General features: G+C 68.4%; 17 protein-coding genes and 6 pseudogenes. 12 read left to right on the top strand and 11 right to left on the bottom strand.

Annotated features, from left to right (window positions below; all coding sequences use genetic code 11):
• The first annotated feature begins 125 nt into the window (after window positions 1-125).
• From ACWD12_RS39500 to ACWD12_RS39510, 3 genes and pseudogenes are all read left to right on the top strand, one after another.
• Window positions 126-515: a VOC family protein gene (locus ACWD12_RS39500; RefSeq protein WP_450103697.1), complete on the top strand. Its 390-nt coding sequence runs from the start codon at window positions 126-128 to the stop codon at window positions 513-515.
• Window positions 516-613: 98 nt separating this feature from the next.
• Window positions 614-1,219: pseudogene (locus ACWD12_RS39505) on the top strand (transposase family protein); the annotation flags it as partial.
• Between the two features lie 62 nt (window positions 1,220-1,281).
• On the top strand, window positions 1,282-1,659 hold the full coding sequence (locus ACWD12_RS39510; RefSeq protein WP_450103698.1) for a hypothetical protein: 378 nt from the start codon (window positions 1,282-1,284) through the stop codon (window positions 1,657-1,659).
• Between the two features lie 30 nt (window positions 1,660-1,689).
• Here ACWD12_RS39510 and istB read toward each other — a convergent pair whose 3' ends face one another.
• Both istB and istA read right to left on the bottom strand, forming a co-directional pair.
• Complete coding sequence (gene istB / locus ACWD12_RS39515; RefSeq protein ID WP_450103699.1) at window positions 1,690-2,460, bottom strand: IS21-like element helper ATPase IstB; 771 nt, start codon at window positions 2,458-2,460, stop codon at window positions 1,690-1,692.
• Window positions 2,457-3,803: an IS21 family transposase gene (gene istA / locus ACWD12_RS39520; RefSeq protein ID WP_450103700.1), complete on the bottom strand. Its 1,347-nt coding sequence runs from the start codon at window positions 3,801-3,803 to the stop codon at window positions 2,457-2,459. The genes istB and istA overlap by 4 nt, the downstream gene beginning before the upstream one ends.
• 185 nt (window positions 3,804-3,988) lie before the next feature.
• On the opposite strand from istA, the pseudogene ACWD12_RS39525 reads away from it, so the two are divergent.
• Together ACWD12_RS39525 and ACWD12_RS39530 are read left to right on the top strand one after the other, a co-directional pair.
• A pseudogene (locus ACWD12_RS39525) lies at window positions 3,989-4,980 on the top strand (ISL3 family transposase); the annotation flags it as partial.
• Window positions 4,981-5,144: 164 nt separating this feature from the next.
• Window positions 5,145-5,420 carry a hypothetical protein gene (locus tag ACWD12_RS39530; RefSeq protein ID WP_450103701.1) on the top strand — a complete coding sequence of 92 codons (276 nt, stop codon included), beginning with the start codon at window positions 5,145-5,147 and terminating at the stop codon, window positions 5,418-5,420.
• A 6-nt stretch (window positions 5,421-5,426) separates the two neighbouring features.
• On the opposite strand, the pseudogene ACWD12_RS39535 reads toward ACWD12_RS39530, so the two are convergent.
• From ACWD12_RS39535 to ACWD12_RS39550, 4 genes and pseudogenes are all read right to left on the bottom strand, one after another.
• Window positions 5,427-7,005 (bottom strand): annotated as a pseudogene (locus ACWD12_RS39535) (ISL3 family transposase).
• 213 nt (window positions 7,006-7,218) lie between these two features.
• Window positions 7,219-7,713 carry a hypothetical protein gene (locus ACWD12_RS39540; protein WP_450103702.1) on the bottom strand — a complete coding sequence of 165 codons (495 nt, stop codon included), beginning with the start codon at window positions 7,711-7,713 and terminating at the stop codon, window positions 7,219-7,221.
• Window positions 7,714-7,948: 235 nt separating this feature from the next.
• A complete protein-coding gene (locus tag ACWD12_RS39545) occupies window positions 7,949-9,481 on the bottom strand; it encodes an ISL3 family transposase (protein WP_450103703.1) in 1,533 nt (510 codons plus the stop codon).
• Between the two features lie 257 nt (window positions 9,482-9,738).
• Window positions 9,739-10,731: pseudogene (locus ACWD12_RS39550) on the bottom strand (IS110 family transposase); the annotation flags it as partial.
• Between the two features lie 286 nt (window positions 10,732-11,017).
• On the opposite strand from ACWD12_RS39550, the gene ACWD12_RS39555 reads away from it, so the two are divergent.
• The 4 genes and pseudogenes from ACWD12_RS39555 to ACWD12_RS39570 all read left to right on the top strand — a co-directional run.
• Window positions 11,018-11,308 carry a hypothetical protein gene (locus ACWD12_RS39555; protein WP_450103704.1) on the top strand — a complete coding sequence of 97 codons (291 nt, stop codon included), beginning with the start codon at window positions 11,018-11,020 and terminating at the stop codon, window positions 11,306-11,308.
• A gap of 685 nt (window positions 11,309-11,993) precedes the next feature.
• Window positions 11,994-12,239, top strand: coding sequence for a hypothetical protein (locus tag ACWD12_RS39560; protein ID WP_450103705.1), 246 nt, complete (start codon window positions 11,994-11,996; stop codon window positions 12,237-12,239).
• 1,070 nt (window positions 12,240-13,309) lie between these two features.
• Window positions 13,310-14,698: a hypothetical protein gene (locus tag ACWD12_RS39565; protein ID WP_450103706.1), complete on the top strand. Its 1,389-nt coding sequence runs from the start codon at window positions 13,310-13,312 to the stop codon at window positions 14,696-14,698.
• A gap of 238 nt (window positions 14,699-14,936) precedes the next feature.
• A pseudogene (locus tag ACWD12_RS39570) lies at window positions 14,937-15,055 on the top strand (IS701 family transposase); the annotation flags it as partial.
• A gap of 276 nt (window positions 15,056-15,331) precedes the next feature.
• On the opposite strand, the pseudogene ACWD12_RS39575 reads toward ACWD12_RS39570, so the two are convergent.
• Window positions 15,332-15,529: pseudogene (locus tag ACWD12_RS39575) on the bottom strand (MerR family transcriptional regulator); the annotation flags it as partial.
• On the opposite strand from ACWD12_RS39575, the gene ACWD12_RS39580 reads away from it, so the two are divergent.
• Entirely contained in the window at window positions 15,528-16,298 is a 771-nt protein-coding gene (locus ACWD12_RS39580; protein ID WP_450103707.1) for a methyltransferase domain-containing protein, read from the top strand. The pseudogene ACWD12_RS39575 and the gene ACWD12_RS39580 overlap by 2 nt on opposite strands.
• A 54-nt stretch (window positions 16,299-16,352) precedes the next feature.
• Here ACWD12_RS39580 and ACWD12_RS39585 read toward each other — a convergent pair whose 3' ends face one another.
• The 4 genes from ACWD12_RS39585 to ACWD12_RS39600 all read right to left on the bottom strand — a co-directional run bounded on the left by ACWD12_RS39585 (window position 16,353) and on the right by ACWD12_RS39600 (window position 18,334).
• Window positions 16,353-16,523, bottom strand: a complete 171-nt coding sequence (locus ACWD12_RS39585; protein ID WP_450103708.1) for a helicase associated domain-containing protein — start codon at window positions 16,521-16,523, stop codon at window positions 16,353-16,355.
• Between the two features lie 229 nt (window positions 16,524-16,752).
• Window positions 16,753-17,139, bottom strand: a complete 387-nt coding sequence (locus tag ACWD12_RS39590) for a fic family toxin-antitoxin system, toxin component (RefSeq protein WP_450103709.1) — start codon at window positions 17,137-17,139, stop codon at window positions 16,753-16,755.
• Complete coding sequence (locus ACWD12_RS39595) at window positions 17,136-17,432, bottom strand: hypothetical protein (RefSeq protein WP_358362516.1); 297 nt, start codon at window positions 17,430-17,432, stop codon at window positions 17,136-17,138. The genes ACWD12_RS39590 and ACWD12_RS39595 overlap by 4 nt, the downstream gene beginning before the upstream one ends.
• A gap of 764 nt (window positions 17,433-18,196) precedes the next feature.
• Window positions 18,197-18,334, bottom strand: a complete 138-nt coding sequence (locus ACWD12_RS39600; protein WP_450103710.1) for a hypothetical protein — start codon at window positions 18,332-18,334, stop codon at window positions 18,197-18,199.
• 101 nt (window positions 18,335-18,435) lie between these two features.
• Here ACWD12_RS39600 and ACWD12_RS39605 point away from each other — a divergent pair, with 101 nt between their 5' ends.
• On the top strand, window positions 18,436-18,753 hold the full coding sequence (locus ACWD12_RS39605) for an RHS repeat-associated core domain-containing protein (RefSeq protein WP_450103711.1): 318 nt from the start codon (window positions 18,436-18,438) through the stop codon (window positions 18,751-18,753).
• 41 nt (window positions 18,754-18,794) lie between these two features.
• Window positions 18,795-19,600, top strand: a protein-coding gene (locus tag ACWD12_RS39610; RefSeq protein WP_450103717.1) for an IS5 family transposase whose coding sequence is annotated in 2 segments (ribosomal slippage) — window positions 18,795-19,130 and window positions 19,133-19,600 — 804 coding nt in all. Because the reading frame shifts where the segments join, the coding sequence is not laid out codon by codon here.
• The last annotated feature ends 2,139 nt before the right edge of the window (window positions 19,601-21,739 follow it).

The raw sequence follows: 21,739 nt of genomic DNA on the forward strand, positions 1-21,739 counted from the left end.
TCACGCCCACGACATGACACGAGGACGGAACCGTTCCATCACCCACGAACGGGCGACATCACATCACCAGAAACGGGACTTAACGCCCTCTCAGACCACCTCGACCGCCGATCGGAGACCCACCCATGACCCCCGCATTCCGCGGCGGCGCGAACGTCGCCATGAAACTCCCCAAAGCCCGCTTCGAGGAGACCGTCGCGTTCTACCGCGACACCCTCGGCATGGACGTCGAGGAAGAAACCGGCACCGGAATCGACGGCGTCGTCTCCCGATGCGCCTCGCTGCAACTGGGCCCCGTCAAACTATGGCTCGACCAGGTCGACAACCTCGCCCGCGCCGACCTGTGGCTCGAACTCTTCACCGACGACGTCCCCCACGCACGCCGGCACCTGGCCGCACGCGGGATCCACACCCAGGACGAACTCGAAGCCTTCGCCCCCGACATGGAAGCACACTGGATCACCAACCCCGCCGGCATCGTCCACCTCGTCCGTGCACCACGAGACGACGAGTAGACACGACCGCTTCACCCGCGATGCGGGGTCTGTAAATCGAACGGGTCTGCCTCACATTCGGTGGTGACTGAGCGTGGGTCCGTGATCATGTTCGGGTGTTGAGCGCGAACGAGCTTGTGAGCGTGGTGTTTTCGGGGCTTGCACCACTGGTGGTCGAGGGTGTCGCGGACGAGGGCGAGGTCATCCGGGTGCGAGCCCGAACGCCTGGCGGTCCGGTGGATTGCCCGGATTGCGGCGGTCGGACCGGTCGGGTGCACGCCTTCCATAAGCGCACGGTGACCGACGTGCCCGTCGACGGCCGGCGGGTGGTTGTTGTGGCGCGGCTCCGGCGCCTGGTCTGCCCCACCTCGGACTGCCTCCGTATCACGTTCCGTGAGCAGGTCCCCGGCCTGCTGGAGCGCTATCAACGGCGGACGGTGCGGCTGCTCGCCCAAGTCCGGGCCGTGGTGCGGGAACTCGCAGGCCGCGCGGGCGCACGGACGTCGAAGGCGCTCGGGGCCGGGCTGTCGCGGTGCACCGCACTGCGGGTCCTGGCCGGCATCCCGCTGCCGCCGCTGCGGGTGCCGCGGGTCCTGGGCGTGGACGACTTCGCGCTCAAGCGCCGCCACTCCTACGCGACGGTGCTGACGGACGCCGAGACCGGTGTCGGCGTACGACCTGAGTTCCCCAGCCGCGTACGGGTCAACGTCCCCAGTTGGGGGCGCGGGCAGGACTGCGGTCGGGGTACTTGGTTGAGATCACTAGGCCGACCGACGACACTCGCACGATGAGTGACAGCGCATCGGCAGCGTCGGTCGAACGAGGGTGGGACGGGCCGTGGTACCGGGTTCGCACGGATGCGTTCGAGGCGTCGTTCTTGCCGCCTAACCCGGACGAGGACTTGGGTTCGGTGTGCAACGTCGATGTCGAGGTCCGGCTGATGGACGGATCACGGTGGAGTGCGACGGTGTTCACCCTTGCCGAGGTCGACCGCTTGATGAAGAGCTGGGCAGGCAGCAGTGAGGCGCTGGGCGGACGGTACTTCTGGTGCTCGGACGGCTTGATCGTCCGGGACCCCGGCATCGAGAGCATGAGCGGTGTGATCGCCGGCTTGCTCGACTCCGGCGAGTTCTCCCAGATCCTCCAGCGCCTTGATGACGACTGACCGGGCCCGAACCGCGCCCCGTAACCGTGCTCAGGCCACCTCGTTGTCCCGTTCGATGGCCTTGAGACGGTTCTTCAGGCGGTAGCTCGGGCCGTTGATGGAGATCACGTCGCAGTGGTGCAGGAGGCGGTCGAGGATCGCGGTGGCGAGGACTTCATCGCCGAACACCTGTCCCCATTCGCTGAAGGTCTTGTTCGAGGTCAGGATGATCGAACCGCGTTCGTAGCGCTTGGAGATGACCTGGAACACCAGGTTGGCTTCCGCGCGTTCGAGGGGCTGGTAGCCCACTTCGTCGACCACGAGGACGCTCGGCCGCAGGTAGGTGCCGAGCTTGTTCGTCAGCCGTCCCGCGGCCTCGGCGGCGGTGAGGTTGCGGACCATGTCGTCGAGGCTGGTGAAGTAGATCGAGTAGCCCGCCCGGCAGGCGGCGACCGCGAGCGCGACCGCGATATGCGTCTTGCCGACCCCGGGAGGCCCGAGCAGGGCGGCATTCGCCTTGGCCTCGACGAACGACAGGGTCGCGAGGTCTTTGACCTTGCGCGGGTCCAACTCGGGCTGGAACGAGAAGTCGTACTCGTCCAAAGTCTTGTGGTGCGGCAGCTTCGAGGTCCGCAGGCACTGACGGAAACGACGGTCGTCGCGGACGGCGAGTTCCTCGGACAGCACGAGGTCGAGGAAGTCCAGGTAGCCCATCTTCGCCTCGTCCGCGCGTTTGGCGAACTCGCCGACGGTCTCGGCGAGGTGGGGCAGGCCGAGTTTGCGGGCGGTGGTGCGGATGCGGTTGCCGGTCAGCTCGCTCAAGAGGCTTCCTCCGTCGATCCGTTCGTGAACGGCCGGGTGCCGGTCAGTTCGTCGTAGACCGACAGCGGGCGCCGGCCCACCTCGATCCGCGCGACCGCGGCCCGGTTCAGCAGGGACTGCAGCGAGCGGGCTTCCTCGACGTGGGGCTGCGGACGCGGCGGTGGCGGGGCGTCGCCGGTGGTGGTCCGGCGGCCCTTGCCGGTGGGCAGGCCGTCCCAGTGCTTCTCGTCGACGACACGGGCGCCCCGTCCAAACGCGCGTGGGTGGGTCGCCAGCAGCGAGTCGGTGCCCGTGTCGGTGAGGGTGGCGTGGAGCATGACCTCGGACTTGGTGGCGCGCACCTCGACCAGTTGCCGGGGGCGGACCCGGCGGGCGGGCACCGAGTAGAGGTTCCCGTCGAACGCGACCAGGCAGTCCTTGGCGACGTGCCGCAGTTGCCGCTCGGCCACCAGGTACGGACGCGGCGGCAGTGGCTTGAGCGCTGCATGGTCCCGCGCGGCCCGCTCGGCGATGACCTCGCGGTGGGTCTTGTGGATCTGCGCGCGACGCTGCGGCACCCACGCGGCGAACGCCGCGTCCATCTCCTCCAGGGAGGAGAAAGACCGCCCGGACAGCACATGGTCGCGGACGATCAGCACCTGCCGCTCGACTCGGCCCTTGCCAGTCGGCCGGTAGGCAGCCAGCACATCGATCTCGAAGTCGTAGTGCCCGGCGAACCCGACCGCCTCGGGGTGCAGCGGGACCGCCTCACCCGGCGCGACATGGCGGCGGACCACCGTTTTGGTGCGGTCGTAGACGATCGTCATCGGCACGCCGCCGAAGTGGGAGAACGCCCGGCGGTGGCAGTCGAAGAAGGTCTGCAGGTCCTGGCTGGTGGTGAAGCAGCAGAACGGGTCGCGCGAGTACGACAGCGTCATGTGGAAGGAGTAGACCTTCGCGATGCCCATGTGGGCGAGGATCTTGCCCTCGTCGCCCCAGTCGACCTGGGCCTGGGCGCCGGGGATGACCTCGAACCGGCGGTGCAGCCCCGCCAGTTCCTTCGGTGTGATGCCGAGTTCTTCGGCGATCCGCGGCCGCGCGGCCTGCACGTAGAGCTTGACCCGCTGGTAGTTCCCGGTGAACCCGTACTCGGCAACCAGCCGCCCGTGGATCACCGACGCCTTCACCAGGATCTCTGCGCGGAGCATCGAGTCGACCAGCGGCGCGAACTCGTCGATCACCCTCGCCAGCGACCGGCCGCTCGCCGACCGGCGAGGCGGACTCGCAGGCCCCGCCGCGGACAGGTACTTGCGGACCGTCTTGCGGTCCAGACCGGTCTCCCGGGCGATCTCCGACAGGCTCATCGCCCCGGACTCCAACAGCCCCCGGAAACGACGAAGTTCCAACCACCGACGCGGATCCAAGACCACAGCGAGTCACCTCCGCCAACTGCCTCACACAGCAGCGTGGCGACCGATGAGACTCACGGCATCAACAACTGGCCGCGTTCACCCGTACGTGGCTGGGGACGTTCGCGTGTACGCCGACAACCGGCGAACGCATCGACGTGCTCCCCGGCCGCGGCGCCGACGCGCTCGAGGCGTGGCTGCGAGGCCACCCCGGTTCGAGATCGTCTGCCGGGACGGCTCGGGAGCCTACGCCGAGGCGATACGCCGCGCACTTCCCGACGCGATACAGGTCGGCGACCGGTGGCATTTATGGCGGAACGTATGCGACAAGACGCTCGCCGAGGTCCGCTCGCACAGCTCATGCTGGGCCACCGTCAACCCGCCCCGGCCCGGCGGCGTCCACGAACAGACCACCCGCGAACGCTGGTTCCAGGTCCACGACCTGCTGGGTAAGGGCGTCAGCCTCCTCGAGTGCGCCCGTCGGCTGGACGTGTCCCTGAACACCGTCAAACGCTACGCACGCACTCGCGAACCCGACGCCCTGCGACGCGCCCCCCGCTACCGGACGACCCTTGTCGACCCTTACCGAGACCATCTCCGCGCACGCCGCGCGGCCGACCCCGCCGTTCCCGTGCCCCAGCTCTTCCGCGAGATCCAGGAACTCGGATACAGCGGCAGCTTCAACCTGCTCTACCGCTACCTCACCCAAGGCCGGGCCGAGGGCGACCGGCCCGTCACCACCCCCAGGCGCTTCGCCCGCCTCCTCCTCACCCGCCCGGACAACCGCCGGGACAAGGACACCAAACTCCTCCGAGACCTCACCGCCGCCTGCCCCGAGATGACACAACTCGACCGCTTGATCGGGGAGTTCGCCTCGCTTCTGACCCCCGCCCCGGGGAACAACACCAGGCTCACCGCATGGATCGCGGCTGCCCGCGCGTCCGAACTACCCCACCTGCACGCCTTCGCCAACGGCCTCGAACTCGACCGCGCGGCGGTCGATGCCGCGCTCACCACGCCCCATCACAACGGACGCACCGAAGGCGTCAACACCCGAACCAAACGCATCATGAGGCAAATGCACGGACGCGCCGGATTCGACCTCCTCCGCCACCGCATCCTCCTCCCATGACGCTCACGCAGAGCCACCACCGAATGTGAGGCAGACCCGTTAGTTTTACAGTCCCTCAGGCTCTGGCCCAGGTTTTGTGGTGCCGTCACTGACGGTGCTGTCGGGAGTGTGTGATGAGGTGATGCACGCGGTCCTGCGCATGACTCAACCCATGGAGCCGGTGGATGTCCGAGTACCCGTCCTTGTCCCGGGGATTGGCCGAGGCGTTGATCGACGTCGTCTGGTTCGTCGAGAGCTGCGATGACGAGCAGATGAACCCGGATGATGCGGTGAAGGTGCTTGAAGGCGTGGCCTATCGGCTCGGCAGATTCTCTGTGGACCAACGAGACGAGTTCCTCGGTATGGTCGCCGTGATGGCCGAGACGGAACCCGATGCAGAGCGTCGCGCATTCATCCAGGGACTCCCGGACGGGCTCGGCTTGCGTGACCGCGACGTCTGACCGGAGTCATGAAGCGAGCAGGACCCGCTTCCGCAGCAACTCGAAGCCGGCGCGGCCGAACATCTGGCGCTTGAGCATCTTGATGCGGTTCACGTGTCCCTCCGACACCGGAGTTCCAGGGCAGCGTCAGGCCCGCGATGACGGCGTCCCGGTCGCGATCGATGCCCGCGGCAAGGGTGTGGAGGCTGGGCAGGTCGTCGCAGCGGACCGCGTCGAGCCAGGCGGGCAGGCATTTGCCCCGGCGCTCGGTGAGCATTGTGGCGAATGAGCGGACGTGTTCGGTCAGGGCGTCGAGTTCGGGGCAGTTGCCGCGGACGGCCTTGAGGTGGAGCTGCTCGTCCTCGGTGAGCGATTCAGGTCGGCGAAGGATCCAGCCGGCGACGACGCGAGGTGACGGAGGGCCGGCGGCGACGCGGCCGGGTGTAGCGCGCTTGCGTCGGATGTAGGCCCGGACCCGCTGGTAGCTGCCCGGATAGCCGAGCGGCACGATCTCTTCCCAGAGTTTCCACGCGTTCGTGCAGCCCTGGTCCCAGCGGTCGTCGAGGTAGGGCTTGAACGGGTCGAGTACCGAGGTCCGGTTTTGCCACTGACCGGTGAACAGGTCCTCCGGTGCTGCGGCGTTGGCAAGGCGTTGGACGGTGGTGGAGCCCATGCCGAGCTGCCGCTGGATCGAGCGTCGGCTGTGGCCGGCGTCCACGAGGGCGTGAACGGCGGCGTGCCGGTCGCGGATGCGGTCGGCGAAGCGGTGTCCGGTCGGCCATGGCGAACCCGAGGCGGGCTCACTTGCTGCCGGTTCGCTGTCGGGCCGGGCTGGCTTGCCGACCAAGACGTGCAGGCAACGGCGGTGCTGGGCGACCGTGCGTTCGGCGGCTTCGCTGAGGTTGTGCCACAGGTGCCAGCGATCGGCGACTTGCACCGCGTTCGGGGCACCCGTCGCCGCGGCTTCAGCGAAGAAGGGCGCCCGATCGCGACACACGACCTCGATTCCAGGGCGCGCGGCCAGCCAAGCGGCAACGGTGGAGGCCTCCCGGTTCGGCAGCAGATCGACGGGCCGGTGCGTTTCCAAGTCGATGATGACCGTCCCGTAGGCGTGGCCCTTGCGGGTGGCGTACTCGTCGATGCCGACCGCCCGCGGTGCCGGCCTGGGCGGCTCGGGCAGGGCCTTGACCAGGCGTAACACCGTGCTGCGGCTGACTGGCACCCCGAGGACGTGCGCCAGGCGGGCGCTGGCCCGGCCTGCCAGCGCGAGGCCCGTAGCGGCCTGGATCGCCCGAAGGCGCTCGGTGCGCTGCCCGTGGCGACGCGTCAGACCCGCCGGCTGCTCGACGAACGTCCGCCGCCCGCAGACACCGTTCAAGCACGCGAACCGACGCACCCGAAGCCGCAGGACCACCGGCCGCCCAGCCGTCGGCACATCGGCAGGAAACCGCACGTACGAACCATGAACCCGGCTCGACCAGACTCCGCATCCCGGACACGCAGCACCCGCCGTTGTGCTCCGCGCACCTACTCGCACGGCCTCCGTCTTCGCCTCCACCGAGGTCACCGCAACGTCGGCAATCCCAAGGAACTGCAGAGCTGCCATGCCAGGTCCAACACCTTCGTCTTCCACAGATCCGAACTGTCGAGCATGGCAAGCCAGCAGGGATCGATTTCAGGCAACTTCTAAAGCCGCTGGACCAGTTCGTCCGTCACTCACCGTGCTCACGCCACAAAACCTGAGCCAGAACCCGAGTTGGTTCTGGCTCAAGTTTTGTGGCAAGCCTGCTCTGGGTGACGATGGCGGCTGTTCGGCTCATCAGACTGTGCGGAGGAAACGGCTGACTGCGGACACGATGTCTGTCTTCAGCGGCTGTTGCCCGGCGGGTGGGTCCTCGTTTGCGGTGGCGGTCTGGGCCAGTGTGACGACGGGTTGCAGGGCTTGCGGGTAGCCGAGTTCGGCGGCCGCTTCGAGCCAGATCAGCGTGGCACCGTCGAGGGGGTCGAGGTTTCCGACGAGGATTTCGCGGGACCACCATCGCGCTGCGGTCCAGCGGGCGTCCGCGAGGTCGTCCTCGACGAGAGGCAAGAGGTTCAGCTCTTCCAATGCCTGAGTGAACAGCTCTCGCGCTGCGTGATGTTCGGGGCGTCCAAGCCCGGCCAACTGCGCGAGTGAAGGGGACTCGACACCAGCTAGGAGAGCGTTCAACCCCAGTTGAACAAGCCGTTCGTCCGACGGCCGCTGCCAGACTGCCTCCAGCGCCACGTCAGCAGCAGCGAGACGCAACAGGCTGATCACCACGCGCTCATCCACGGTGTCCCCTGCAGGTCTGAACGACAACATTGTTCGCATTCAATACGCTCTGCACTCACCGCTCCACATGAAATTGACGGCCGTGGGAGCGGTCCGTGGCAACCTGACTATCACGCCCGAGTCACCTGACGCCCACGCGGATCACGGGGCAAGCAAGACACGTTTGCGCAGGAGGCTGAAGCCTGCCCGGCCGAACATCTGCCGCTTGAGCATCTTGATCCGGTTGACGTGGCCTTCAACAACGCCGGAGTTCCAGTGCAGGGTGAGTCCCAGCGATCACGGCGTCGCGGTCGATGCCTGCGGCGAGGGTGTGGAGGCTGGGCAGGTTGTCGCGGCGGACGGCGTCGAGCCAGACAGGAAGCTCTTCGCCGCGGCGATAGGTGAGCATAGTGGCGAACGAGCGGACGTGTGTGGTCAGAGCGTCGAGTTCAGGGCAGTGGCCGCGGACAGCCTTGAGATGGATCTGCTCGTCGTCGGTGAGCGATTCCGGGTGGCGGAGGATCCAGCCGGCGACGATGCGCGGTGCCGGTGGGCGTGCGGTGACGGGGCCGGGTGAGGTGCGCTTGCGGCGGAGGTAGGCGCGGACGCGCTGGTAGCTGCCTTGGTAGCCGAGCGGGACGATCTCCTCCCAGAGCTTCCAGGCGTTGGTGCAGCCTTCGTCCCAACGGTCGTCGAGATAGGGCTTGAACGGGTCGAGCACCGAAGGCCGGTTCTGCCACTGACCGGTGAAGAGATCCTCCGGTGCTGCGGCAGCGGCAAGGCGCTGGACGGTGCTGGAGCCCATGCCGAGCTGCCTTTGAATCGAGCGCTTGCTGTGGCCTGCGTCCAAGAGCGCGTGGACGGTCGCGTGCCGTTCTCGTATGCGGTCGGCGAAGCGGTGCCCTGTCGGCCAGGGCGAATCCGGCGGCGGTTCGGCGGTGACCGGGACGATGTCGGCTGCACTCGGTTGGTTCGTCAGGACTTGCAGGCAGAGGCGGTGGGTGGCGACGGCGCGCTCAGCGGCTTCGCTGAGGTTGTGCCACAAGTGCCAGCGATCGGCGACCTGCACCGCGCTCGGTGCACCGACGGATGCAGCTTCGGCGAAGAACGGCGCCCGGTCGCGGCAGACGACCTCGATCCCCGGCCGTTCCCTTAGCCAGGCCGCGACAGTCGACGTCTCTCGATCGGGCAGCAGATCGATGGGCCGATGCGTTTCCAGGTCGATGATGACAGTGCCGTAGGGGCGACCCTTGCGGGTGGCGTACTCGTCGATACCGACCGCGCGGGGCGTCGCCGCCTGCGGTTCGGGCAGAGCGCAGACCAGGCGTAACAGGATGCTGCGGCTGATCGCGACGCCGAAGACGCGTGCCAGGCGGGCGCCGGCGCGGCCTGCCAGCGCCAGCCCGACGGCAGTCACCATCGACCTCAGGCGCTCCGTGCGCTGACCGTGCCGCCGCGTCAGCCCTGCCAGTTGTTCGACGAACGTCCACCTGGCGCACGCGGCGTTCAAGCATATGAAGCGGCGGACACGCAGACGAAGAACCACAGGACGCCCGGCCGTTGGATTGTCAGCAGGAAACCGCAGGTAGGAACCGTGAACCCGGCTCGACCAGTCACCGCAACCTGGACAGCAGGCGCCTGGGGACGTACTACAGACCTCTGCAAGTACCGCCTCCGCTGCCGTTTCCACCGACGTCACGGCAATGTTCTCGATCGCGGGCGACAGCAAATCTCTCACAGCAGGCAGAACATCTTCCACGACACCGAAGTGTCGACCACCGCCAGCCATCAGGGATCGATCTCAAGCAACTTGCTGAAACCCCAGGTCGGTTCCTGTTGTCACTCAACGTGAGGGCACCACGGAAGCTGAGCCAGAACCTCGAAACTGACAGCGCAGGTCGCTGGCCCGAGCCAATGGCTGGGGGCCCATGCGGAGCACCTGAACTCTGCCCTCGCAGAGGGGCTCTCCGTAGAGGTTCACATGATGTAGCGGTCGCGCCCTGGTGCCGTCGTGCTGTCGTCGGTCGCAGGCGGGACTGGTTTCCTTCACATCGCTCCCGGTGCCTGGGGTTCGTAGAAGGTGCCGTCTCGGAGCATGGCGAACAGGACGTCGGCGCGGCGGCGAGCGAGGCAGAGCAGCGCTTGGGTGTGGTGCTTGCCCTGGGTGATCCTGTTGTCGTAGTAGGTCCGTGAGGCGGGGGCGCAGAGCGACGCGAACACGGAGAGGAAGAAGGCTCGTTTGAGCTGCTTGTTTCCTCGCCGGGACGGCTGCTCGCCGCGGATGGACGAGCCGGACGATCGAGTGGCCGGGGCGAGGCCCGCGTAGGCGGCGGAGGGGAAGCTGCCGTCGCCGACGTCGATGAGGATCCCGGCTCCGGTCCTGACGCCAATCCCCGGCATGGACGTCAGGACCTGTGAAAGAGGGTGGCTCTCCAGGAGTTCCTCGATCCGCGTGGCGAGGACCTTGCGCTGGCCCAGGAGGGCGGTCAGTGAGCCGGCCAGGCTCGGGACGATCAGCGCGGCCGCGTCCGTGCCCGGGGCGACGACGGTCTGTTCGTCCAGGGCGGTGAAGATGTCCTCGACCAGCCGCTCGGCCATCCGTGGGGCCTTCGGCCGTACGAGCCGTCCCCGGCCTGCCTTGCGGATCTGGGTGGGGGAGCCGAACCGCTCCAGCAGAGTGAGGACGGCGGGGTGCTGGATTCGCGGGCCCAGCACGCGTTCAAGGTGCGGGTGGATCTGGGTGAGCAGGCCGCGAAGGCGGTTGCTGACGCGGGTGGCCTCGCCGGCCAGGTTGTCGTCGAAGCCGACGATCATCTGCAGTTCGGCGATCGTCTCGTCGGCGAGTTCGATCGACCGCAGGGTGTGCGGCATCGAACGGGACGCGTCCGCGATGACGAAGGCGTCGCGGGCGTCGGTCTTGGCCTCGCCGGGATAGAGGTCGGCGATCCGCCGCATCGTCAGGCCTGGGAGATAGGCGACTTCGCAGCCCATGTCGCGGGCGACCGCGATAGGAAGGGCACCGATCGAGGCGGGCTGATCGGTCGCGGCGGACCTACCGGCCGCCCGGCCCGCGCCTGCGGGAGAGGCGTCGAGCGCTGGGACCAGGCCGCCTTCTCCAACACCATCGGCGGCTCGCAGACTCTCTACAGCCCCACCGCCACCTGGTACACGGACGAGAGCCGGTAGCAACCCGCTTCCGCGCATCTCGGGCCGCCGCGAGCCAGCCGTGCGCAGTCCCACGGTCCTGTGGTGACCGGGCCCCGCGTGATCGTTTCCTGGGCATGGCCACTTCACGCACCGTGCTGTCACCGTCCTGACCCTCGCCATGGCGGCGGCGACGGTCTCACTCGCCACGTCGGCCCACGCAGACACCGGACTCGACACCTTCACGCCCGAGCTCGAATCCATCTCCGAGTTCGCCAACGTCACCGAGGACCTCGGACTCGAAAACGTCGAGCAAGGGATCGGCGACGTCGGAGCGAACATCAACAACCCCAACGCCCAAAACGTTGCAAACCACTCGACCGTCATGGAGCTCAGCAACGAGGTTCCCGACACCGTGCTGCTCAGCGACGAAGAAGATGGACAGCAAGCCGTGGAAGGGGAGCAATCGTAAGACAGGGGAGATCACGAACGCCTTCGGTAACCTCGGGCCCACAACCTCAGCGTGGACACACGCCCCAGGCTCGGTCAGCCAACGTCCTGCTGCGCCGTCTCCCGAAACTGTGAAGCGTGGCCGGCATCGGTGAAGGTCTCTTGTACCCAGGCTGGCCGTCTACCTCGAACCACTGGTCCAGCCCCAAGACCGAACAGAAGGGCCCTGACCGGCCTCCGGTCAGGGCCCTTGCCGTCTTCTCCTGCCCTACCGCCAGTCGAGGCCGGCTTCGGCGAGCTTGTCGAGCTGGTCGTCGGTGGGCTTGACGCGGCGGCTCTTGGTGTTGAAGAGCCACACGCCGAGTTTGACCTCCACCGCCTCGCTCGCTGCCGCTCCTGGTTGCGGCCCTTGCGGCTGGGACCTACCAACACGTTTCCGTCGGGCCGCGAACATCATCCGCCAGGCCAACGGACTCCACTCCTATAACAATGCTGCGTCCACGGACCCGACCTTCATCCGACCGGTTCCGGCCATGGCCGCGGTCGTGGCGGGAGGGTGCCGTTCCCGCGCCCGTCAGCCTGCCCGCAGGGCGACCTCGTTGCGCGGTACACGCAGAAGCGTCAGTGCGTCCTGGTGGTCGGCGTCGGTGAACTCACGGGACAACCTTTAGTTTCGCGAACCGGCCCATCCGACTTCCTGCTGCTGGATGGTGACCACTGCCCTGCATGATCGTTTCCTGGTCATGGCTACTTCGCACCGTGCTGTCACCGTCCTGACCCTCGCCTTGGCGGCGGCGACGGTCTCGCTCGCCACGCCGGCTCACGCGAGCCTCGGAATTGAGAACGTCACGCAGACCATTGGCGCCAGCGGCGCCGGCGGGAACATCAACAACATCAACGCCGCCAAAAGCGACATCAGCTCGACCGTCGTGAGGCACTCACACCGGGACTGACTCCCTGGCCGCCGCCTACGCTGCCCGAACCGCGACACCGCCCGCCGCCCGGAAAGCCACCGGGACGCCACCGCGCCCGGACCGGCGGCTGAAGCGGCTGGATCCCGCGCCGAGGAACGTGCGGGGCGTCGACCCCCCGAAGGAAGCCCCGCACCCAGCCCCAGACGTCCTGAGTCAACACCGTCAGGATCCGCGCTGCAGTCCTGGTCACCATGCCCCTCCCCACGCCGCCCCGGCCCCTCGCCCCGTTGCCCGCCCGGGCCGCTCGCGAACCGACGCAGGTGTTGCATGGCACGGTGTACCCGCTGCTGCGCCGCCTGGAGGAGGACGGCCTCGTCGCCGGACGCCGTGTTCGGGTTCTTCCGCCGGTGTGCGGCTGCCGGGGTGGTCGCTGCGATCCACCACCAGCTCCGCTGGCGGCTGCGGACCGTCTGCATCGTTCGGTCCTAGTCCCGTGCGTGGCGGCGGGCGCGCATGAGCCAGGCCGGCGATCTCTCGATGACCTAACGACGGGGCAGGACGACGAACCCGACCCCCGGCAGCACCTCGACGCCGATGCCGGGCCGCCGCTTTTCGGACGGTGGGAACCCGGCCACCCGACGCTCATTCCCCGCGTACGCCGACGCCTACCAGTCCACCCGCCCCGGGGCCCAGAGCCTCGGGCCTCCAACTCCCTCCAACAGCGCGGTTTCCGTTTGCGGAGCCACGCGCGGCGTTGAGACCGACGGTCCGGGTCCAGGCGGCAGTGGTCCCTGGCCGCGAAGCAGGGGTGTGCGCAGATCGTGGTACCTCTGTGCGTGGAATGCGAATACCGCCCCGTCGGGGTGCGTGAACCTTGCTGTCATCTGTCCGACGGTGAGCCCGCACGCGTCGCGATCCGGCCGTGACCTGCCTGGACTGCCGCGTGTTCCGACAGCAAAGGCTGCGCCGGGTAGGTGTTGCAACGGCGCGCGGCAACCAAATCTTCTTGCCCTTTCGGAGCTTGGCGATCGCGCTTCTCGGGGGCCGGAAGCCTGTCTCGGCTCCCACGGGCGCCGTATGGATGCGAGGCGACCATTCACGGGAGACCGTTGCCGAGCGAGTTGGACGAGGCGACGGCTGCGTCGCTGTTCGCGTCGGCGCAGCGCCTCCTTGCGGCAGGGGCACCTGTGTTAGAGGGCAGCTACAACCGCAACGTCCGCGTGGATCACCCCGACCTAGGTGCGGTGCTGGTGCGGATGCCGAAGCGGTCGGCGTTGCCGGCGAACCTGCGCACCTGGTGGGAGCCGGCCATCCTGCGCGCGGTGCAGCGCACCGTCGACGTCCCCGCGCTGCTGTATGCCACACCGGGGTTCGCGCGCCGCGACGGCGACTTCCAGATCCACCAGTTCCGGGATATGACGGCGCTGCCCCGGGTCCCGACTCCGGTGCCGGACTTCCTGGTGGAGCGCGACATTCCCCGGTTCTTCCGTGCCCTCGCCGACGTCACCGACCTCCCCGCGGTGCCGCATGGCAGGCCGACCGGCACGGACGCGCAGGCCTACGCCGATCTCCAGAACGCGTTCCTGGACGGTCTGTGGCAGCGCGTGCACGCCGCCTGGCCCGAACTGTACGAACGCCTCGGCTTCCCCCGCAGCCCGACCGCCCCCGCGCACCGGGCCCTCGACGGCGTCCACCCGGTGCCGCTGGCCCCGATACATCCGGACCTTTGGCGCGGGAACATGCATCTCAGCGGCGGGTCCACGGTCTTCATCGACCACGAGTACCTCACCTTCGGCGATCCCCGCCACGCCCTGGCCTACACCCTGGACGAAAGCGGCTACACCCGCGGGCAGGCCAAGCGGCTGACCGAAAACACCACCGCCGCCCTCCAGTTGCCTACCAAAGGACTCAGCAACGCACTCCAGGGCTGGACCACCTGGGCCCACATCCAGACGGCACTGCGCTCACCCGCCCGCGCCGCCGCCAACCTGCAGTCCATGACCGGCGAGCAAGCCCAATCCTTCCTCGCGAACACCACCTGGCTGCGCGGGGTCGTCGACCGCATCGCGACCACGCACTGGGGACGCCCCGCGCTGACCCACGAACAGGTCAGCGACGCCCTGGCAAGCACCCTGCCCACCAGCGCCAAGCAACACACACGAAACGCCCACACCGCCACCCCCGCCATCCGTCCCTCCCCCGCCCGCTCGAAGCCCACCGACGCAGCAACCGAACGCGCCCCCCTCCCCGCCGCACCACGCCGCAGCCGCCCCGAGCCGAACCTGGCACCCTGGCCGGCCGACGCCAACACCGCGGTGCTTCCCGAGTGCGTCGCCATGGGCATGCGGCCGCTGCGCCGACTCGACACCAAAGCAGCGCTGTCCCGCACCGTCGTCAATACCACCCACCACGACACGCTCGCCCTCACGTCAGGTCCGGCCTTCCAGCAGAGCAAAGGCCTGTCACGCAAACTGTCCCGCACCCTCGGCGACGACTGAATTGACCGCCTCCCGCTGCATAGGTGTCCACGGCACAACCAGGCCCACAGCCGCGCGGCCTCGGCAGGCACCGTGTGGCCGAGGGCGGTCAGGACGTCCAGCTTGACCGTCCACCGCCCCTCGTTCAGCTGCGCTGCGGCGCAGACCTCGTGCCGTCCTTCGCCGCCATGTAGGCCCTGCGCTCGTATAGCTACGACGCGCTCGCCGGTTTTGACGATGAGTCCGACGTCGTAGCGGGGTGCGGGTCGCCGGGATCCGATGGTCGATCGAGGAGTTGTTCCAGGCCGCGAAGGGCCGCGTCGGCCTGGACCATTACCAGGTCCGGCATTTCGTCTCGGGCACCGACACGTCACCCTGCGCTCGATCACTGGCTCTCCGGCCGGGCTTCGGGGGGTCGGCCCGCTCGGCGATGAGCCGCCGGTAATTCGGGCACTGGGTGAGGTCCTCGTGCTCGCAGTTCAGGCCACCCTCGATGAGCGTCAATGAAGCCTGGGCCGCTACGATTCTCGATCGGAGTTCCTCAGCCGCGGGACGCAGGACCTCGTGCCGGGTGGCGCGGTCGACGGTTGAGGACAGGCTCCTGATGGTGTTCAGGCCAAGGCCGGCCTTCTTCATGGCGAGGATCGTCGCCACGCGGGTGAGGTCGTCCGCACCGTAGCGGCGGCGCCCGCCGGCGTCCCGTCCCGGGTGCAGCAGGCCCATCGTCTCCCAATGCCGCAGCACGTGCGTGGCCAGACCGAACCGTGCCGCGAAAGCGCCGATGCTCAACGTGCCGACGCCGCCGTCTTCGCTTGACTTCATGCCGACATTAAGTCGCAGCATGACGTCCATGTCCAAGAATCAGGAAGCGGTGGAAGCGCACCGCGACACCGAAGCGCTGCTGGCCGTCCTCGACGCTGCGGACCAGATGCCGAGCGCCACTCGGCTGCGGGCCCGCTCCTACGAACTGCTGTCTCCCGTCCCGGGCTCGACCGTCCTGGACGTCGGCTGCGGCGCCGGACGCGCCGTCGCCGAGCTGGCCGAACGCGGCGTCCACGCGGTGGGTGTGGACCCCGACTCCTGGATGCTGACCGTGGCCCGGGAGCGGTGGTCGGAGGCCGAGTTCCGGGAGGCAGGGGCGGAGGATCTGCCGTTCGCCGACGGAAGCGTGCACGGCTACCGTGCCGACAAGGTCTTCCACGTACTTCAGGAGCCGGCGCGGGCGGTGGCGGAAGCGCGGCGCGTCCTCTGCCGGGGCGGCAGGATCGTCCTGGTCGGACAGGACTGGGACGCCATCATGATCGACTCGGACGACGCGGCGCTCACCCGCACGATCGTGCACGCCCGCGCCGACCTCCTGGGCACGCCCCGCGCCGGCCGCCAGTACCGCAGCCTGCTCCTGGACGGCGGCTTCGACGATGTCATGGTCGAGGTGCACACCAGCATGTTCACCGATCCCGCGATGCTGTCGTTGCTGGCGAGGCTCGCTGATCCGGCCTGCGTCAGCGGCGCCGTCAGCCGTGACCAGGCCGACGAGTGGCTCGCCGAACAGCGCCGACGCGCCGATACCGGCCGCTTCTTCATCGCCATTCCGTTTTTCGTGGCCTCCGCCTCCGCCTAATACTCCAGCAGCGGTGCGGTATCTGTGCAGGTCAGAGGTTGTGTGAAGCGGATTCTAGTCTATCCGGGATGGCTCGGGTAGGCGCTGGTTGGACAGCCAATGTCCCACCGGCAGGTCCGGCGCGGTCGCGGTCCTGGGGGCGGCGAGGGTGCCGTGGTCGGCGAAGTAGACCCGCGCGGCCGCCAGGCCCTCGTCGAAGGCGGCGTCGGCGTGGTCCCACACCATGCCCAGCGCTTCCAGGCGCTGGAGGCGCAGCCCGGTCAGGGTGGGGCGTCGAGTCCGCGGACGATGGCGTCGGCGTCGGCAGCCTCGAGTTGATGGTTTCGCAGTCTCACGCACCCGTTCTCGCCGTCGTGTCGGTGCCCCGAACGGGGCGTCGTGGCCGGCTGTTTGGCCGTGGCCGTGGCCGTGGCCGTGGCCGTGCCCGTAGTCGTAGCCGTTGTCGCTGTGTGGGTCAGTGTGGGGTGGTCCAGGTGCGGAGTTGGCGCGCGATCTGTTGGACGCCGACGGTGCCGTGGGCGGTGTCGCGGACGAGGGCGACGGCGTGTTTGGGCGGGTAGTCGAGGTGGTGTCCGTGGAGGGCGAGGAAGGCTTCGGCGGCGTGCCAGGAGAACGCTTCGTTGGAGTGTTCCAGGCAGGGCAGCCGGACCAGGGTGTGCAGGAGGGCGGCGGCTTTGAGGTGGTCGGATCCGTACACGTCGTGGTCCATGGCGTGGGCATGGACGCGGGCCACGGCGGCGTAGAGCGGGCCGAGGTCGTCGACCTGCGGGTCGCCGGGCAGCAGTTCCGCGGCGTGCAGGAGGAACGTGACGTCCAGGTGCGGGGGGTGCGCCTCGTTCACGCGGCGTGGCCCTCGCCGTGGCGGGCGAGTTCGCGCCGCGCGTCGGCTTCGGCCGTGCGCTGCTCCATGGTGGGGTCGGTGTCGCCGGGTTCGCGGGTGAACGCGTCGCCGCTGCGAGCCTGGGAGGCGCGGAACGCGTCGAGGAAGCGTCCTTCCAGCGCGGTCGCGCGGGCGTACGCGGCGCCGAGGATGTACTCCTGCATGCTCACACCCTCGGCCTTGGCCGCGGCGGCGATCGCGGCGCGCTGACCGGGGTCGGGGAACCGGAGGTTGATGGCTTTCGGCTCACTCATGGCCCTGATGGTACTAGCAGGGCCACGCCGCGGCCAGGAGCCTCTGCATCAGTGCGTGTCCTGCGGGGGCTCGGCTCAGCGCCGTTGGAGTGCAGCATCGGGCGTGCTTCGACGTGATTGCCGCTGTACGGCCCGACATGGCGGATGTCGACGCCGCCGGGGACGGTGAAGTCGATCAGGGCGATCGCCACCCGGTACGAGAGGCTGCGGTTGTTGAGCCGAGGGGCGGCGGCTGCCTCGTTGACCCGTGCATGGGACTGCAGATCACCCCGGACAGCGGGGACGTCGTGGACCGGGACAGCCTCAAGGTGCTGTTGGACCCGGCCGCGCTGTACGCAGCGGAGCGCGGTGAGCCGGTCGACCCCGGCGAGGCCCTTGGAACGCGGGTTGGAGCAGGCGCGGATCCCCGTCCCGGAACCGGACGGCGGACCGGCGCTCCCTGGCGGTGCTGCGCGAAGGGGCCAGGCCGCACGGGCAGGGGCGTGACCGGGGCGGTCCCGCGTGCAGTGCCGCCACGCGGCGTCGGCGGGCTGCGGCCGGGCTTTGCCTGGCCGGGCGTTGCTCGGCTTCTCGCCCGCCGGCCGCGCGGCCGCGGTCTGGCTCCCGCGTGCTTTGCCAACTGCCGTGTGGGGCTGGTCCCTCGGTGAGCCGCGACCGGGAAAGGCAGGGCGATCATGGGCGGCAAGGACTCCCGCCCGCTTTCCTTGTGTGGACCGTCGACGGTGCAGGCCTTTCCCGGTTCGGTGGGAGTGCAGGCCGCTTGGTCACAACGGTAGCTCTGCCACGGCCAGTTCGCCGTAGTCGCGGTCGAGGACGGTGAGACGGGGGCCGACGGGCAGGTCTGTTCGGCCGCCGAGCGGCGCCACCGAACTGACGCTCACCCTCTCGAGCCAGAAGGTCACCGGCACTCGCTACTACGCCGGGCCCGCAGGTACCCCGACCGTCATCCGGACCACGGACGCCGCGGGTGTCAACAAGCTCGCCTACCTGGCCAGCGACCACCATGGCACTTGCCACCACCACACTCGACGCCACCACGCTCGCCGTCACCCGCCGCGCCCAAAAGCCCTACGGCGAGGACCGCGGGACCCAGCCCACCACCTGGCCCGACGACAAGGGCTACCTCGGCAAACCCGAGGACTCCACCGGTCTGACCCACATCGGCGCCCGCGAATACGACCCCGGACTCGGCCGCTTCATCAGCGTCGACCCAGTGATGCAACTCAGCGATCCCCAGCAGATGCACGGGTACTCCTACGCCAACGGCAACCCCGTTACGCTGAGCGACCCGACCGGCCTAAGAGCATGTCTCATGTGGTGAGTTCATGGCCTGCGGCATGATGGTTCTTTGTGGCTGTTGATCTGTCTTTGCGGTTGGTCCCGGACGAACTTTGGCTCCTGGTACGCCCGTTGTTGCCGCCGTTCGCCTCGCGCCCGCAGGGCGGTGGGACTGCTCCGGCGGACGAGCGGGCGGTGTTCACCGCGGTGGTGTTCGTGTTGACCAGCGGGTGTGCGTGGCGGCATCTGCCGCCGTCGTTCGGGGTGTCGCCGGCGACCGCGCACCGCCGGTTTGCGGCGTGGACCGAGGTGGGGCTGTGGCGGCGACTGCACCGGGCCGTACTCGACGAACTGGGTGCCCGCGGTGGGCTCGACTGGGCCTCGGCGATCGTGGGCGCCGCGTCGGTGCGGGCGAAAAGGGGGGTGCGCTGACCGGGCCGAACCCGGTCGACCGCGGCAAACCCGGCAGCAAGCTGCACGTCCTGTCCGACGCCCAGGGCATCCCCGTCGTGGTCGGGGTGTCCGCAGCGAACACCAACGACGTCCTGACGCTCAAGCCTTTGGTACGCGGCATACCGGCCGTCCGGTCCCGCCGCGGACCGCCTCGCAGGCGGCCCGGCAAGCTCCGCGCCGACAAGGCGTACCACTCGGCCGAGAACCGCTCCTGGCTGCGCGGACGCGGCATCGCCGTCCGGATCGCGCGGCCGGGCGTCGAGTCCTCCGAGCGGCTGGGACGGCACCGCTGGAAGATCGAACGCACCATCGCCTGGCTGTTCAGCTACCGCCGCCTCACCGTCCGATACAAACGCAAAGCCAGCCACTTCCTCGCGTTCCTCGGCCTCGCCGCAGCCCTGACCTGCTACAAGAAACTCACCAAAATCACCACGTGAGACATGACCTTACAGGTCGCGGACGTCAGTGATCACGGCGCCAACACCGGTTCCGCCCGCACACCATGAGGCCGAGTTTCCTCGCTTCCCCGGAGCAAGAGTGACCCACGGACCCTTGGCATCGGGGGCCCATCCGCAGACGACGACCGCCCGGAACTCGATGGAATGGCCGTTGTTGTTCTTACAGATCACCCGCCCTCCCGTCCCGCCGTCGAGGACCGATTCGCTGCACTCCTCGCCGCCACCGGGAGGACGCATTACCGCCCCGTGTGCCGGTGTTGCGGACAAGGCGATACCACCAGCGACAAGAGCCGATGAAATTCGGCACGCAAACCTGGAGATCATGAGTTACCCCTTGGTCTGTTGACTACGGTCAGAGGTCTTCGATCTCGGCACCGACCCCGCCCACTCCCGAGCTGCCGGCGTAGCAGGTCGCAGACGAAGTCTCGGTCTCACCAGGCCCGATCGTGAGCCATGGCCCAGCCACGTCGTAGCCACGCCCGCAGATCACGACAGCCCGAAACTCGATAGTGTGAGCATTATTATTGGTACATCGGGCCCACCCCGTCATTTTCCCGGACGCGCCAGTGGCGCAGGATTCGCCGCCACCAGGAGGCCGCAGCGCTACGCCGTCAGCCGTAGTCACAGTTGCAGCCGTCCCCGTAGCGAGAGCCACCGCGACCACCATGGCATTTAACTTGTTCCGCATGTGCACTCCGCAGTTCGTTGACTGGAACTGAGCAACACCCTCGGGCATAACGGCAGGACAAACAACGGCATGGCATAAACATGCCACTCATTGAAACTCGAACGAAACTAGCCGATCCCGCCCAGGCCCAGGAGATGACCCGCGACGCCCCCGACATCGCTTCCCGCGCCCGCAGGGACGGCGTAGAGGGACCCCACCGACCCCGACGGCGAAGACATGCGCAGGGCTCCGTCCGCCCGCTCGTCGTCGTGTTCTGGGTGAACCGGGTACGGCAGCTGATCAACGTTCTGGACGTGTCCTGGCTCGGCTGACCACGACCCGAGCAACAGGGGCCAATCGGTAGGTGGTCTCCAGATTTTCGCCAGGAAACCGCAGGTCAAAGCCAGTACGGGTGACGGTGCCGACGTCACCCAAACGTCACTTGAACGTCAGGCAGACGTCACTTGCTGAGCACGTCCTCCGAGACGCGACACCCACGTCTCCGACGCAACTCGGCGCCAGACAGAGGGACTTCCCCGACGCCGCCCACTGGAAGGTGCTTCTAGGCTCAGTGATCGTCTTTGAACTGCCCCCGGTTCAGCTTGAGCACCTGCACTTTGAGGAAACGCCCGGCCTCGCCTTGACGGAGACCTACTTCCCTCTCCCCGAGGACCGAGCAACCGTCCGCTGACCCGACCGTCAGCCCCACCGGCGCTGCGTGCACCGAGGCGCACGTGTCGGCGACGGAACCAAGGCCGCACGCACCAGACACCAACTGTCAGCGTGATCCCCGGGGAGCAGTGCCACCAGACCGTCAGGCCCGGCGGCTGTGTGGCTGAACTGCGTGAAGCGGCCTGCGCAGCCGTCGTCGGAGGCTCGCTGGTGTGCCTGGCGTCATGTGTACAGCGGCACCGATCCCAGTTCCGCGCGGACGCGGCGGGCTGCGTCGGCGATGGCTGCCACTCCGTGGCGGCCATCCGGTGTCAGCCGGTGGTATGTGCGCGCCGCGCGTTTGTCCGGCGTCACCGGCGTCTGCTGCTCGTGTGTGCGGGTGGCCCATCCGCACTCGTGCAGTGCGGTGAGCAGTCCTGTGGCGGCGGCGTGCGGCGTGGCCGCGCGGGCACCCAAGGCGTGGGCGTGCGCACTGGTACAGCGCCCGGCCCAGGAGCCTCGAACGGTTGGTCCACCGCTTCCAGGCGAGGCCGTGGACACCGGAATGCCTCCTGCCGCCGTGCTGCGTTCTTGACTGTTCAGCCGTCTTTGGATGGGGTGTTGGCGAGGCATGGCCAGCGCATCCGGGGTGAACGCGCGAACAAGCTGGCACCGCGCACAGCACAACGGGCTCGGCCCGTAAGATTCCCACGTCCTGTTCAGTTGATCGATTGATGCGACCAACTTACGCGCGGTGTTCGCTGGCTTGGGCGGGTCCGGAAAGGGGAGGCGCCGAAGAC

Source organism: Streptodolium elevatio (assembly GCF_053592165.1).

Excerpts from the sequence above, each read along its gene's own strand:
- ACWD12_RS39500 (WP_450103697.1), top strand. The coding sequence starts at position 126 with ATGACCCCCGCATTCCGCGGCGGCGCGAACGTCGCCATGAAACTCCCC.
- ACWD12_RS39510 (WP_450103698.1), top strand. The coding sequence starts at position 1,282 with ATGAGTGACAGCGCATCGGCAGCGTCGGTCGAACGAGGGTGGGACGGG.
- istA (WP_450103700.1), bottom strand. The coding sequence starts at position 3,803 with ATGAGCCTGTCGGAGATCGCCCGGGAGACCGGTCTGGACCGCAAGACG.
- ACWD12_RS39530 (WP_450103701.1), top strand. The coding sequence starts at position 5,145 with ATGTCCGAGTACCCGTCCTTGTCCCGGGGATTGGCCGAGGCGTTGATC.
- ACWD12_RS39545 (WP_450103703.1), bottom strand. The coding sequence starts at position 9,481 with ATGGCTGGCGGTGGTCGACACTTCGGTGTCGTGGAAGATGTTCTGCCT.
- ACWD12_RS39555 (WP_450103704.1), top strand. The coding sequence starts at position 11,018 with ATGGCGGCGGCGACGGTCTCACTCGCCACGTCGGCCCACGCAGACACC.
- ACWD12_RS39560 (WP_450103705.1), top strand. The coding sequence starts at position 11,994 with ATGGTGACCACTGCCCTGCATGATCGTTTCCTGGTCATGGCTACTTCG.
- ACWD12_RS39580 (WP_450103707.1), top strand. The coding sequence starts at position 15,528 with ATGTCCAAGAATCAGGAAGCGGTGGAAGCGCACCGCGACACCGAAGCG.
- ACWD12_RS39585 (WP_450103708.1), bottom strand. The coding sequence starts at position 16,523 with ATGGTGTGGGACCACGCCGACGCCGCCTTCGACGAGGGCCTGGCGGCC.
- ACWD12_RS39595 (WP_358362516.1), bottom strand. The coding sequence starts at position 17,432 with ATGAGTGAGCCGAAAGCCATCAACCTCCGGTTCCCCGACCCCGGTCAG.
- ACWD12_RS39605 (WP_450103711.1), top strand. The coding sequence starts at position 18,436 with ATGGCACTTGCCACCACCACACTCGACGCCACCACGCTCGCCGTCACC.